Below are 15,261 nucleotides of genomic sequence, written 5' to 3' on the forward strand. Positions count from 1 at the left end.
AAGATTAACAATTGACTTGCAAAGCAAAATTGACCATTCACATTTTTAAATTAGAAAGAATATTTCGCTCCGATCTGGATCTGGTAAGGATTTCCGGAAAGTGGCTCCAATCCGCTTGTATTCAGACTGTACTTAAACTGTTTCGTCGCCTGATCAAATCCTGTAATTCTGTACAGCGCTGTATTTCCGTAGGATTTATTAACGCCCCATTCTTTGTTAAGCAAATTGGCAACATTGAAAATATCCACAGAAAGTTCAAAAGCTCCGATTTTTTCAAATTTGATTTTCTTTGCTACACGAACATCCCAAACTCCGTAGAAACCATTTTTTCCGCCGTTTCTTTCTGCAACTTTGTTGTTGTAATCCGTAATATAGTTCTTCAAAGCCTGTCCCACTTCAGGATTATCAATTAAAGTCTGTGTAAGATTCGGGAAAATGTAAGCTAAATCGTTCGTATCTACGAAATCTCCGTTTACGTTTCCACCTGCCGTTACAGAGAAACGCGTTCCACCGATTCCTGCGTAACGTATTCCTAAGGTAAATCCTGCAATCGTTGGAGAGTTACCGTAGATAACGACTTTGTTTCTGAACTGGTTATCCGAATACGTCATTCTTAAGTTTCTCGGATCTCCTGAAACCATGGTAGACAAGGTTGCAGAGTTCGCTACGTTTCCGTTATACGAAGTATTGTCTTTGATATCTGCCCAAGTGTAACTTGCTGTAATTTCTCCGTCTTTCCAGTAACGGTAACTTGTGTCTAAGACGAATGAAAACTGATTGACTTTTCCATCACTCACCAATTCCAGAACTCTTCCGAAATTTTTGTTGATTCTTCCGTCTTTCCAGCTCAGTGTTCCGTTGGCTGCAATATCTGCTGCACGAACAAAAACTCCTCTTCCGCCTTCATTATCCAGCGTAAAATAAGGATTTGCCACCATATTTCTGTCGTAATAGAAATAGTTGTTTCTTCCCAACGTCATGTAGCCCGCAACTCCCGCTCTGAATCTCTCGTTGAAGAAATGCGTGTAAGAAACATTGGCTTTATAAACTACCGGAATTTTTGCATCTTTTCCTGTGTAGTTAATGGTAGGAATCTGATTCTGAGCAAGTGTAGGAACAGTGTTGTAATCATTTCTATAGCTATTAAAGTTCGGAATAGGAACATCTTTACCAGTCACATCCACTGTTGCCAAATGTCTTCCGTCAAACACCAGATTATTGATAATCATATAGTTGTTGATATCTGAAGAGAAAATTCCGGCTCCAAATTTCAGGAAGTCTTTATTTCCTTCATTAATATTCCAATCGAACTGGAATCTTGGCTGAATGATGAATGATTTGATCTGATTATCTGTCCGGATTCCCATTTCATCATACAATTTCTGGTTGAATCCTGCTTTCGGATAACCGCCGTAATCCAATCTTAAACCCGCCATTAAATCCAGACCTTTTGCAATTTTTGTCTGAATCTGTCCGTAAACTCCCAAATTATAAATATTGGACTTTACAGAAGGATCCTGCATCAAAGGAACTTCTCTGTAAAATCTGTACGCCACAAGATTATTGAAATTAAATAAATTATCTCCACCGTTGGCTGTAGGATTCTCCCTGAAATGGAATCTTCCGTTCACTTCACTTCCGTACAACGATTTTGCCATCGTGTACATTAAATCTGCTCCGAATGTATATTTGATTTTATCCGTATTGTAGTATAAATTGTCTACGATCTGGAAAACATTATTTCTGAAACTTTCCTGCGCAAAACGGTGACCTCCGATCTGAATATTGGTTGCCTTGTCTTTTCCGTCGATATTGGTTACGATATTTTCGACAATGGCTCTCGGAACGGGATGACCAAGCTGATCGTTCTGATAACTGTCCTGAAACGTGTAAAGATACTGCGCCTTCAGTTCGTTCGTCATATTCGGTTTTAAGTTAGATCTTAAAGTCAAAAGCAAACTGTTATCCAGATTTTTATCATTTCCATACGATTCAAATGCGTTGATCGCTGTGTTGTCTCCTAAACCGTTTTTGTTCAGATCGTAGGTGAAGTTATTTCTTAAAGTCAATAAGTTTTTATCGTTAATCTGCCAGTCTAAACGCAAAAATCCGGCATCAGAATTTCTCACTTTATCAAAACTTCCGAACTGTGGTGTATTTCCAACTCCATATTTTGCTCTGGCAATATCAAGGAACTTATTTAAAGTAGCTGTGGTGGTATTTAATCTCAATTCGTCGTCATGAGATTTGATATCGGCAATCTGCAACGGTCTAGAATCCAACTGGTGATCCCAAGCAACGAAGAAATGCAGTTTGTTTTTGATGATCGGTCCACCTAAAGAGAACCCAAACTGGGAAGTGGAAAAATCGTTGTTGATTTTATTTCCTCTGATGTCGTATTTGCTGGAAAGCCAGTTTGTCCTCAAATATTCCCATGCACTTCCAGAGAATGTATTCGTTCCGGATTTTGTAACCGCACTTACGGTTCCGCCTCCGCTTCTTCCTAATGTTACATCATATTGATTGGTGGTTACTTTAAATTCACGAACCGCTTCGATGGAAATAGAAAACGGAGCATTGCTTCTGCTTGTGGTAGAACCTGCAGATGTAGGATTTTTCGCTGTCATTCCGTCGATGGTAAAATTCGTGGAAGAGCCCAACTGTCCGGAAATACTTCCGTTTTTACCGCTCAAAGGTGAAAGTTCAGCAAGGTTGTTGAAGTTTCTTCCGTTTACAGGCAAAATTCCGATATTTTTGGTTGTGATGGCTGTTGCCGCACCTAAATTCCCGATTTTGTTTTTTAAATTTCCGGTAACAACAACTTCTTCAATGCTTTTCTCGCTTCCCAGATCTACGTTTACCGTTACCTGATCTCCAAAATTCACATTGTATCCTTCTCTCTTTTCATCATTTACGAATACCGTGTAAGGTCCGCCCAAAGGAATTTCTTTGAAAATATATTCCCCTTTCGAATTGGTTTCCGTTTCCGTTTTAAAACCTGTGGATTCATTTACAATGGTTACTTTTACCTTTTCCTGCGGAGCTTTTCCGGTTCCGGTAACTTTTCCTACAATGGAAGCCTGAGTGGTCTGCGCATACGCAAGCGTTCCGAAACTCAGAAACAATAATCCCAATACAATCTTTACTTTTTTCATATTTACAAATTAGCTTTGCAAATGTATTTTTACTTTCAGAATCCTCTGTTTAAGGGAGTTTTAACATTTTTTAAATTATATCGGAACATTATGTTAAATAAATTTTAACGCCTAATTTATCTGATGGATAATCAGTTGGTTGAAATGTGTTACAACTTTTTAATTTTCTCAGAATATTTAATTCCCTTATTTTTTAAATTGGAATTTCTTTTATTTATTTTTGCTGAAAAGATAAAAACCCGATGTCCGAAAACATACAACAAAAAATAGAAGATCTGCGAAAAGAGCTTCATCAGCACAACGAAAATTATTATCTCCTTGATACTCCGACGATTTCGGATTATGATTTTGATATGCTGCTGGAAGAACTTCGTGATCTGGAAGCCCGATATCCCGAATTTTATGACGAAAACTCTCCTACCGTTCGTGTTGGCGGTGGAATTACCAAAGTTTTCCCAACGGTTCAGCATAAATTCAGAATGTATTCTCTGGATAATTCTTATGATTTTGATGATCTTGAAGACTGGGAAAAAAGAATTATTAAAACCATTGACGAACCGGTGGAATTTGTTGCCGAGCTGAAATATGACGGTGCTTCGATCTCCATTTTATATGAAAACGGAAAACTGGTTCAGGCAGTAACTCGCGGTGACGGTTTTCAGGGTGATGAAATTACGGCAAACGTTCGTACCATTTCGGATATTCCTCTGAAACTGAAAGGTGATTTCCCTGAACATTTCTTTATGCGCGGTGAAATTTATTTAACCCGAAAAAATTTCGATAAAATCAATAAACAGCGTGAAGAAGAAGGTCTCGATCCTTTCATGAATCCCCGAAATACAGCAAGCGGAAGTCTGAAAATGCAGGACAGCGGCGAAGTGAGAAAACGTGGGCTTTCATCGGTTCTGTATCAGTTTATTTCAGAAGATATTCCTGCAGCATCGCATTGGGAACTGCTTCAGAAAGCGCAAAGCTGGGGTTTCAAAACTTCTCAGCAGGCAAAATTATGTACGACTTTGGATGAGGTGAAGGAATTTATTAATTTCTGGGATGTTGAACGTCATAATTTACCGTTTGAAATTGATGGTATTGTTTTAAAAGTCAACTCTTTAAAACAGCAGAGACAGCTTGGATATACCGCAAAATCTCCACGCTGGGCAATGGCTTATAAATTTAAGGCTGAAAAAGTGGAAACCGAGCTGCAAAGCGTTTCTTATCAGGTCGGAAGAACAGGAGCCATCACTCCGGTTGCCAATCTGAAACCTGTGTTATTAGCCGGAACGATCGTAAAGAGAGCCTCGCTTCACAATGAAGATATTATTAAAAAACTTGATCTTCATGAAAATGATTTCGTTTATGTAGAAAAAGGCGGTGAAATTATCCCGAAAATTGTCGGCGTCAATACCGAAAAAAGAACGGAAGAAAGCAAGGAAATTGAATACATCAAAAATTGTCCGGAATGCGGAACTGAACTTGTAAAAATCGAGGATCAGGCAATTCATTTCTGTCCGAATGATCTTCACTGTCCGCCACAGGTTGTGGGAAGAATGATCCATTATGTTTCCAGAAAGGCTTTAAATATTGATAATCTGGGAAGTGAGACAATTGAGCAGCTTTACAGGGAACGACTGATTGAAAATCCTGCGGATTTCTATGTGTTAGCGAAGGAGCAACTTCTTCCGCTTGAAAGAATGGCAGAAAAATCGGCACAGAACATCATTTCAGGAATCGAAAAATCCAAAGAAATTCCGTTTGAAAAAGTGCTGTACGGAATCGGGATAAAACACGTCGGAGAAACGGTTGCCAAAAAACTGGTTAAAAATTTTCCGACCATTGAAGATCTGAAAAATGCAACGGTAGAAGAGCTTTGCCAAGTGGAAGATATCGGAACCAAAATCGCGGTAAGCATCGTAGAGTTCTTTGCAAATTCCGAAAACATTTTGATGATCGAAAGGTTAAAATCTTACGGGGTACAGCTTGAAAAAGGCGAAAACACGAATGAAGTCCTGTCGAACGTTCTGGAAGGAAAAACATTCCTTTTTACTGGGAAATTATCATTATTTACCAGAGAAGCGGCGGAAGAAATGGTGGAAAAACACGGCGGAAAAAATATTTCGGCAGTATCCAAAAACCTGAATTTCCTTGTGGTGGGCGAAAAAGCCGGAAGCAAACTGAAAAAAGCACAGGACATCGGAACAATTGAAATTCTGGATGAACAGCAGTTTTTGGATTTGGTGGAAAAACAGTAAAAATTATAAAAATATTTAACATAATAAACCATTGAGATTAATTTTCAATGGTTTATTTTTGCTTTTAATTAAAAAAATAAACTAACAACTAATTATCCATGAGAAAAATCTATTTAATCATTTGTATCGTTTTATGTGCTGTTTTTCAGGCACAGATTGTGAATATTCCGGATGCAAATTTCAAAAACATTTTACTCACTAATTCTACATCTTTTGCATTGAATATCAACGGTTTTCCTACAGTTATTGATACTAATCATGATGGAGAAATTCAGGTGACCGAAGCTGCAAAAATAAAGTCGTTAAATTTTGATAAAATGATAATCCCTAATTCCTCTTATTATTTTGATAATATCGTTTCAATGGAAGGTATTAAAAGTTTTACCAAACTTGAGAGTCTTAGGATTAATAACTTTCTTCTTTTAACATCTCTTGATATTAGTGATAACATCTACTTATATAAACTTGACATCTCCCAATGTTATGCACTTTCATCAGTTAATATCCAAGGTTGCAGCCAATTATACGATCTTGATATTTTCATGGCAAACCTTCCTTCTATTAATCTTTCCGGTTTAACAAATTTATATAGTGCTGATATTCAGTTATCACAACTTAATAACATTTATTTAAATAATAATATTAATCTAAATTCATTAAATCTGGCAGTGAATAATCTTCAGTCACTTCCTGTAAACCAAACACCTAATTTAGAATATTTAAATATTTTTAATAATAAATTTACAACGCAGGATTTCAGCTCTTTTCCACAACTTTTAGGGATTAGATGTACGACTAATAAGTTTACAAGCATTGATTTTTCCCAAAATCCAAATCTGGCGACTTTTTTATGCGATTCAAATCCCTATCTTCAATCATTGTTTATAAAGAATGGTATCAACAATTTTACCCCAAATAATAATTCAACTTTTTCCAACACTCCTAATCTTGTTTACATTTGTGCCGATGATTCAGAAATATCGAATGTAAGCGCTTTATTACCATCTGGAAGTTCATGCGTGATAAACTCTTACTGTTCTTTTACACCAGGCGGGACATTTTATACCATTCAGGGAAATACAAAATATGATGGTAACAATAACGGTTGTGATGTTAATGACAGTAATAAAGCTTTTCAGAAATTCAATATTATCAACGGAACAGTTTCGGGAACTTTAATTGCGAATGCATCAGGAAATCATTCAATTGCTGTAGGTGCTGGTTCTCACACAATAACTCTGGTTATTGAGAATCCTTCTTATTTCAATATTTCACCCACAAGCTTAACAGCAAATTTTCCAACGCAAACGAGTCCATTAATACAAAACTTCTGCCTTTCAGCCAATGGAACACACAATGATCTTGAAGCGGTAATTATTCCGATTACTGCGGCAAGACCAGGCTTCAGTGCAAAATACAAAATCGTTTATAAAAACAAAGGAACCGGAACACAATCCGGAACTTTATCCTTCAATTATAATGATAACCTGATGGATTTCTCAAGCTCATCTGTCACAGTAAATTCTCAGTCAACCGGACTATTAAACTGGAATTTCAGCAACCTGCTTCCTTTTGAAACCAAAGAAATTACAGTAACTTTTGCTTTAAATACTCCTACACAAACTCCTCCGTTAAATGGTGGCGTGGTTCTTAATTATACGACTCAAATTAATGGAGCAACGGACGAAACTCCTCTGGATAATACATTTACGTTAAATCAGGCTGTTGTCAACTCTTTCGATCCGAATGATAAAACGTGTCTGGAAGGAACTTCCATTACACAAGCAAAAGTGGGCGACTATGTTCATTATGTGATCAGATTTGAGAATACCGGAACTGCAAATGCGCAAAACATTGTCGTAAAAGATGAGATTGATACCTCGAAATTTGATCTGTCCACACTAATTCCGTTAAACAGCAGTCATAACTTTATAACCCGAACTACCAATCCGAATACCGTAGAATTTATTTTTGAAAATATTCAGCTTCCTTACGCGGCAGGAAATAATGGCGGATATGTTTCATTTAAAATTAAAACAAAATCTACATTGAATATTGGAGACAGCTTCAGTAACACTGCAAAAATTTATTTTGATTATAATGCTCCGATTGTGACCAATACTTACACAACAACTGTTCAAAACGTATTGTCGACGTCCGAAATGGCATCAAAAAACAATGAAGTTTCGATCTATCCGAATCCTGTAAAAGAAGTTTTAAACATTCAGTCTAAAGATGAAATTGTAAAAGCTGAAATTTACGATGCTTCAGAAAGAATATTAAGTTCTGCATCGGTAAAAGGAAATTCAATGAATGTTTCTGAACTTGCCAAAGGAAACTACATCATTAAATTATCCACAAAAGATAAAACATTCGTTCAGAAATTCATTAAAAATTAAACTGATCTGAATACTATTACAAAAGACTGTCTTTCAAAGGCAGTCTTTTTTTTAGCTGTGTTCCAAAATATACAGAGCGTCCGAAATTTCCCTTGCAAATCTTTCATCCCTCTTTTCAAAATAATAAAAACCTTCTTCAAGACTTATCGCATTTTCTTTGATCCATTTCAGAAATTTTTCATGATCTGATTCATCGAAAATTTTATTTTCTCGGTTTTCGTTGACAAAATCCGGATAATGACCCCGAATAAAATCTACATAAATCATAAAGCTGTTTTGAGCAATATCCACTTTCCAGTATGCTAGTAATCTTTCGATTTCACCTGTCATATTATAGATTCCGAAAAACAGATCATCATCAAAAAAAGTCCTGTTTTCTAAGAAACACTTCCACCATTCTAAAAGAAAAGTGATAACCGCTTCTTTTTCAGCATCATTCCAGACTTCCCATTTTCCGTACTTCAGCTTGCCGAAGATACCAAACGGATGGATTCCCAGATCATGATCGATGCAAAGTTCCAGTATTCTCGGCAGGAAATGTTTAAAATCATCCACATTTCCCCACGTTGTCATTGCTTTGAAAGCATATCGGGAAAGATCCTCTTCTTCGAGCTCTCTGAGTTCCTTACTATGAATTTTCTCTTTGTCACGATCTGAAACGCAACAGGGGCATCCCTCTATAAAAGACCGGATTTCATATTTTGAAAAAACAGAATACAGGTTTTCAATCGACTTTTTCAGACTTTCATTCAAGGTTGTAGCATTTTACGATACAATATACCTCATTTGGATTTTTATCAAAAGAATTATTGTAATTTTATTTAGTAAAATCTTCAAAATGGAATTTTTAAAAGATCATTACGTTATCCAGAATGAGCTACTGCTGATTTTCATCTCCGTTCTTCTTGGCATTTTCATCGGGACAGAACGCGAGTACCGGAATAAATCGGCAGGGTTGCGCACTTTTATTCTGGTCTGTTTCGGATCCTGCCTGTTTACGATACTTTCTATTAAAATCGGAGTTGCCAATCCGGATCGTCTTGCAGCCAACATCATTACCGGAATTGGCTTTCTGGGAGCAGGCGTTATTTTTAAAGGAGACAGCAAAATCGACGGAATTACCACTGCCACAACTATTTTTGCCACTGCTTCCATCGGAATGGCAGTCGGATCAGGGTATGTTTATCTTTCTCTCCTCGGAACGCTTCTTATTTTAGTGGTTTTAAATTATTTAACCTATTTTGAAAAATTTATAGACAGACATCATAAAATCCGGGAATATAAAATTGCGGTAGTCAATTACCATGATATTCAACATTGTGAAGAGCTTTTTAAGAGAAACCATCTGAAATTTACCTTGGCAAAACAACAGTATACACAGGGAAATCTCTCGACAACATGGGTGGTTACAGGCAATAATACCAATCATGAAATTTTAATGAAAAGCCTGATGGAAGATGATAAAATAATTGCCTATCAGTTTTAATATCATCGATGTCAATAAAAAATCCCTTCAGATGAGGGATTTTGGAGGTTACACGATTATTTCTTTTTAAAAATATACAGGGCTTTGTTCGGGCCGTCAATCGGTTTTCCTTCCATATCAAGCTGTGTAAGTGTATTTTCCCCAACTTTATATTTGTATTTTGATGTTTTTCCGTTTAAGGTAATGATGCTTCCTGTAGAATCCCATGTAAACATTCCTGTATCTTCATTTTTAGAATTTCTTTCCAGATATTCTTCTGTGATTTTAAAAGATTTATCCTTACTTAAGACAAGGATGGTTTTAATTCCGGGGCAATCTGCGCATGGAACTGTGGCTTCATACGTTCCGTCCCAGTCCAAAGAATTTTCTGAATTATCAGAAGCCGCAACTGAATTTGTTTTGGTACTGTCCACCGGAGCCTGAATCGCCATCGGATCTGTTTTAGGATTCATCTCCACTTCAGGATTTTTGTCTTTTTGCGTACAGGAAACCACAAGCGACGCAAGAGCAATTCCCAAAATCTGAATTGTTTTTTTCATAATAAATGATTTAGCGTGAATGCTTTTTCAGCAGCAAAAATTAAGCCGCCTGATTGGTTGATGGTTTCTGGTTGATAGTTGATGGATCAAACTGATTAAAGATCAAACCGTATCATCAATCTTGATACAAAAATTTTACTTGTTTTTACTTTTCTAGAATAATCGTATGCTGAATTATAATTTTACATTTGAAAATAACAGAATCATAAAATATTAAATTTGAACAACCTCTAAAAAACAATCAACTATCAGCCAATTTTAATCTAAGTATACTATTTTCTTCGTAAATTCGGCAAAATTTTGATTATGACAAAAAAGATACTTCTATCTGTATTTCTTTTGCCGGCTGTAATGACGTTTGCACAGCAATACGGCGGAATGTGGATTCCAACGGAGCTTAATGAAAAGGAAATGAAAGATTTGGGAATGAAAATCTCTGCAAAAGATATTTTCAATCCGCAAAAAGCAAGCATAAAAGATGCGGTAGTACAGTTCAACGGAGGCTGTACCGCAGAAATTATCTCGCCAAAAGGGTTATTGCTTACCAACCATCACTGTGGTTACGGACAGATTCAGTCTCACTCAACCGTGCAGAACGATCTTTTATCGAATGGATTCTGGGCAAAAAATCCTCAGGGAGAACTTCCGAATCCGGGAGTAACGGTAGACTTTATTGTTGACATCAAAGAAGTGACCTCCCAGATTTTAGAAGGAACCGATAAACTTCAGGAACCCGAACTTTCTAAACAGATTGCCAAAAATATTGAGATTTACAAAAATTCTCAGAAAACAGAACCTTATCAGTCGATTTCTGTAAGATCCATGTATTATGGGAATAAATTCTATGCTTTCACTATTGAAACATTCAAGGATATCCGTTTGGTAGGAGCTCCGCCTCAAAGCATCGGAAAATTCGGTTCAGATACAGACAACTGGGTTTGGCCAAGACATACGGGAGATTTCTCCATGTTCAGAATTTATGCTGATAAAAACAACAAACCAGCGGAATATTCTAAAGACAATGTTCCTTACGTTCCGAAACATTATCTTCCGGTTTCCATTAAAGATAAAAACGAGAATGATTTCACTTTTGTATTCGGATTCCCGGGAAGAACCACAGAATATCTTCCTGCGATTGCAGTTGAAAAAATCATGAAAGACACCGATCCTGCGAGAATTGCAGTGAGAGATATTGCATTAAAAACGCTGGACGAAAAAATGCGTACCGATGATGCCACACGAATTCAGTATGCTTCAAAATACGCTTCAGTAGCGAATTACTGGAAAAAATGGATCGGCGAAGTAGAAGGTCTGAAAAAATCTAATGCAGTAGAGAAAAAAGTACAGTATGAAAATTCCCTGATCGCTAAAAATAAAGATATAAAAACGACTTTAGATCAACTGAACAAACTGTACAACGATCAGGCTCCTTATGCATTAAATAACGCATATTATTCTGAAACCATCAGAAATGCAGAAACGTTAACGCTTGCCAATCTTTTCTACAACTACGTCACTGCGGTAGAAGCCGGAAGAATGGACGAAAAAGGGACAACTTCCTTTAAAAACAAGCTGACTTCTTTCTACAAAGATTACAATGCAGAGCTTGATGCAAAAGTTACGGCAAAATTACTGGCTCTTTATGCCAATAAAACGGCTCCGGAATTTTTACCTGCAGGATTTGAAAAATATAAAAATGAAGCGCAAAATCTTCAGACTATTGAAGAGGATTCTAAAAACTCCATCATTACAGGAAGAACTGAAGTAAACGGAGCTTTTCTTAGTAAAGATATCGAAAAAGCATTCTCCAATCAGGATAAACTGATTAAAACATTGAAAAAGGATCCTGTTTATCAGACTTATTTATCCATGAGAGACACCTACATCACCAAAGCTGATCCCCAGTTCGTGTCGATGCAGACAAAAATTGATGCTTTACAGAAGACTTACATGGCTCAGCAAATGGCAACGGACAAAGACAGAAAATTCTTCCCGGATGCGAACTCTACCCTTCGTGTAACGTACGGAAAAGTGAAAGGTTCTTCTCCGAGAGATGCCGTTTCTTACAATTACCAGACGCATTTGGCGGGAGTGATGGAAAAATATGTTCCGGGAGATTACGAATTTGATGTTCCGAAAAAGCTGATTGATCTTTACAGCAAAAAAGATTTCGGAGTGTACAAAGATAAAACCGGCGATGTTCCTGTAGGATTTACAGCAACCAACCACACAACGGGAGGAAACTCCGGAAGTCCGGCTCTTGATGCCAACGGAAATCTGGTAGGACTGAATTTCGACAGACAATGGGAAGGAACAATGAGTGACATTAATTATGATCCTCGTTTCAGCAGAAATATCATGGTGGATACGAAGTATATCCTTTTCATCATCGATAAATTTGCAGATTCCAAATGGCTGATTGATGAGATGAAAATTGTAAAATAAATGATATTAAAAAGAGGCTTTTTTCAAGCCTCTTTTTTAATGTCCGAAAATATCTTTTAAACTCACTTCCCTGAAGGTTCCCATCTTATCAACCGCTTCCCTGTTCAGGTTTTCTTTTTTCCCGATAATGGCGGTGTTGAAGTGAACGGATTTTATATAATGGTCGTAAAAATCTTTCAGATCTTCAAATTTCAGGCTTTCAATCTGGCGATAGATATCTTTCCTGAAATCATGATGAATATTTAATTTTCTTAATCTTAACGTATTGAAGAAAATATTCGTCCTCGTTACCCGTTGCGAAGCAATCTGTTTCAAAGCAGAGTTTTTTGCATTTTCAAACTGTACTTTCACTTCAGGAAGCTCGGTCATCAGTTCAGTCATCGTATCCACCGCAATCTGCAATTTGTCCGGCTGCGTTCCGATGTAGGTGGTAATGTAATCCGGATGATCCAGCTCTGAATTGGCAGCGTAAGAAACATACGCAGAATAGGCTAAACTTTTGCTTTCACGGATTTCCTGAAAAACAATGGATGATAAACCGCGTCCGAAATATTCATTAAAAACATTGATTTTACCAAAATTTTCCGTATTGACATTGCGACCTCTTCCTACTTTGCTCATTTCCATCTGAACCATGTCGTAATCTGTGAAGTATACATTCCCATCGGTTTCAGGTTCCGGATAATTTTTAGGCTCCGGAATGACAAAACTTTCATTTTCAGTATATTTTCCGATGTATGAAGTAAAATTTTCAAAATTTCTTCCATAGAAAAATATCTGATACGGATATTTAAATAACTTCTTCATCCGGTCTGTAAAAACTTCCACATTGCTGCTTTCCAGCTCTTCTTTAGAAATAACATCCGTGAACCGCGAAAAAGGTCCCAATTTGGTATAATTGGTAAGAGCCGTCATAATTCTACCCTTATCTTTCTTCATCGCAGCACGGTTTTCCAGAATAGTTTCTGTAAACTGTCTGTAAATTTCCTGATCCGGCTTTACTTCATACAGCCAATGCTGCAGAAGATCTATTCCTTTTTCAATATTTTCTTCCAAGCCGTTCAGCGAAATAATCAGCTGATCGTTGGTGGTTTTAAAATCATTGGTAACGCCGATTTTGAAGAATTCTTTTTTCAGATCTTCCGGAGAGAATTTTTCAGTTCCCAGATACTGAAGAACCTGTGTCGAAATCGCAAGATCGCGGTCATGATCGCTTCCGAACGGAAAAATAAAATGAACCTGCGCAATATCGTTGTATTTATTTTTAACGAAACTTATGGTCTTGCCTTTCACAACATCTTTCTGAATTTCCTTTTCATAATCCACAAATTCCGGCTGAATATCTTCTGTTTTTTCTTCCAGAATCTGCTGTAAAAATTCAGACTGGGCTTCACGGTTTATTTTCACAGGAGTAATTCCCGGATTTTCTACGCGGATCAATTTTTCGTTTACTCCTTTTTCTTTATAAACGATAACATAATTATCTCTGAAAAACTCATTGGCAAAGGCGATAACCTCTTCTTTCGTCAGTTTTTCATACTGATCCATTTCATTCAGTTCCTGTTCCCAGGTTCTGCCTTTGATGTACGTATCATAAAGGTTTGTTGCCAATCCGTCTGCGGTTTCCAGCGCCTTCATCCTCTGAATTTTAAAATCATTGATGATGGCAGGAAGCATCCAGTCCGGAAATTCTCCTTTTTTAACCAGTTCGATCTGCTCCAGAACCAAATCTCTGGCTTCATCCAAAGTCTGCGATTCCTTCGGAACGGCAACGATGGAAAAATATCCGTACTGTTTCAGACCTACTGAATACGCCTGTCCCCACAATAATTTTTGAGTCTGATTAATATTCAGATCCAGCAATCCTGCTTCTCCCCTGTTGCTAAGAATATTTACCACCACATCCGCCAACATCGCTTCTTTTGTGCCGTAACTTTCCGTTCTCCACGCCAATTGTACTCTCGGCGTTGTGGGACTTTTTACCGTTCGTTTTATAATTTCCGTAATCGATTTTTCGATGATGGGCGTTTTTTTCGGAAGCTCTCTGTAGGGAATGGTCCCGAAATATTGGTCAACAAGCTGAATCGTATCTTCAAAATCAAGATCTCCCACCAAAACCATGGCATAATTGTTCGGAACATAATATTCATCAAAATATTTATGAATCGCCTTCATGGAGGGATTTTTCAAATGTTCTGCCTTTCCTAACGTGGTTTGCTGTCCGTTGGGATGCGTAGGAAAAAGTGCGTCCATCAGTTCATAATTTACCAGACGCGAATCGTTGTCCTGTGCTCTGTTGAATTCCTCATAAACAGATTCCAGCTCGGTATGAAAAAGCCTTAAAGCCAGTTCAGAAAAACGTTCTTTCTCGATTTTCAGCCATTTTTCAAGCTCATTGTTCGGAACATTATTTTTGTAAACCGTTTCATCGAACCATGTATGTGCGTTGGTTCCGCTTGCGCCTAAAGAAGAGATTGCCTTATCATATTCATTCGCAATGGCATACTGACTCGCTTCCTGAGAAACTTCATCTATTTTGCGGTAAATTTCTTTCTTTTTTTCAGGATCATTCTCCGCTTTATGCTGTTCGTATAAATCTGAAATCTGATCTAATAATTCACTTTCCTTTTCCCAGTTCTGAGTTCCTAATTTAGAGGTTCCTTTAAACATCATATGTTCAAGATAATGTGCCAAACCTGTATTATCAGAAGGATCGTTATTGCTTCCGGTTCTCACAGGAATATAAGTCTGGATTCTCGGAGCATCGGAATTTTGGGCAAGAAAAACCTTTAAACCATTTTTTAAAGTGTAAATTCTTACTCCATTTTCGTCATTGGAAACCGTGATATATTCGTAGTTATTTTTATCTGTATGAATTTCTTCCCTGAATTTTTTATCAATCATAAACTTCATTTTTCACCCTTAAAATAGAATGAATACAAATGTAAGCAATCAAAAAAGAATCCTTCCATTTTATAAATATTAAAA

The 15,261-nt window shown here is 37.1% G+C and carries 8 protein-coding genes; 4 read left to right on the forward strand and 4 right to left on the reverse strand.

Features of this window, described 5'->3' with window-relative positions:
- Positions 1-50: 50 nt before the first annotated feature.
- A complete protein-coding gene (locus WFH39_RS12255; protein WP_336690113.1) occupies positions 51-3,155 on the reverse strand; it encodes a TonB-dependent receptor in 3,105 nt (1,034 codons plus the stop codon).
- A gap of 242 nt (positions 3,156-3,397) precedes the next feature.
- On the opposite strand from WFH39_RS12255, the gene ligA reads away from it, so the two are divergent.
- Together ligA and WFH39_RS12265 are read left to right on the forward strand one after the other, a co-directional pair.
- A complete protein-coding gene (gene ligA / locus WFH39_RS12260) occupies positions 3,398-5,404 on the forward strand; it encodes an NAD-dependent DNA ligase LigA (RefSeq protein WP_336690114.1) in 2,007 nt (668 codons plus the stop codon).
- A gap of 98 nt (positions 5,405-5,502) precedes the next feature.
- The gene (locus tag WFH39_RS12265) at positions 5,503-7,803 is read left to right on the forward strand and encodes a T9SS type A sorting domain-containing protein (protein WP_336690115.1); all 2,301 of its coding nucleotides are present in this window, start codon (positions 5,503-5,505) and stop codon (positions 7,801-7,803) included.
- Positions 7,804-7,854: 51 nt separating this feature from the next.
- On the opposite strand, the gene WFH39_RS12270 is transcribed toward WFH39_RS12265, so the two are convergent.
- Positions 7,855-8,556, reverse strand: coding sequence for a hypothetical protein (locus WFH39_RS12270; RefSeq protein WP_336690116.1), 702 nt, complete (start codon positions 8,554-8,556; stop codon positions 7,855-7,857).
- Positions 8,557-8,641: 85 nt separating this feature from the next.
- Between WFH39_RS12270 and WFH39_RS12275 the strand changes: the two genes are divergently transcribed.
- On the forward strand, positions 8,642-9,289 hold the full coding sequence (locus WFH39_RS12275) for an MgtC/SapB family protein (protein WP_336690117.1): 648 nt from the start codon (positions 8,642-8,644) through the stop codon (positions 9,287-9,289).
- A gap of 56 nt (positions 9,290-9,345) precedes the next feature.
- On the opposite strand, the gene WFH39_RS12280 is transcribed toward WFH39_RS12275, so the two are convergent.
- Positions 9,346-9,828: a copper resistance protein NlpE gene (locus WFH39_RS12280; protein WP_336690118.1), complete on the reverse strand. Its 483-nt coding sequence runs from the start codon at positions 9,826-9,828 to the stop codon at positions 9,346-9,348.
- 306 nt (positions 9,829-10,134) lie between these two features.
- Between WFH39_RS12280 and WFH39_RS12285 the strand changes: the two genes are divergently transcribed.
- Positions 10,135-12,273 (forward strand): S46 family peptidase, encoded by a 2,139-nt coding sequence (locus tag WFH39_RS12285; protein ID WP_336690119.1) that lies wholly within the window; start codon positions 10,135-10,137, stop codon positions 12,271-12,273.
- Between the two features lie 36 nt (positions 12,274-12,309).
- On the opposite strand, the gene WFH39_RS12290 is transcribed toward WFH39_RS12285, so the two are convergent.
- Positions 12,310-15,186, reverse strand: coding sequence for a M16 family metallopeptidase (locus WFH39_RS12290; protein WP_442891712.1), 2,877 nt, complete (start codon positions 15,184-15,186; stop codon positions 12,310-12,312).
- Positions 15,187-15,261 lie beyond the last annotated feature (75 nt).

This window comes from Chryseobacterium sp. MMO-72 (assembly GCF_037146035.1).
Lineage (GTDB): Bacteria > Bacteroidota > Bacteroidia > Flavobacteriales > Weeksellaceae > Chryseobacterium > Chryseobacterium indicum.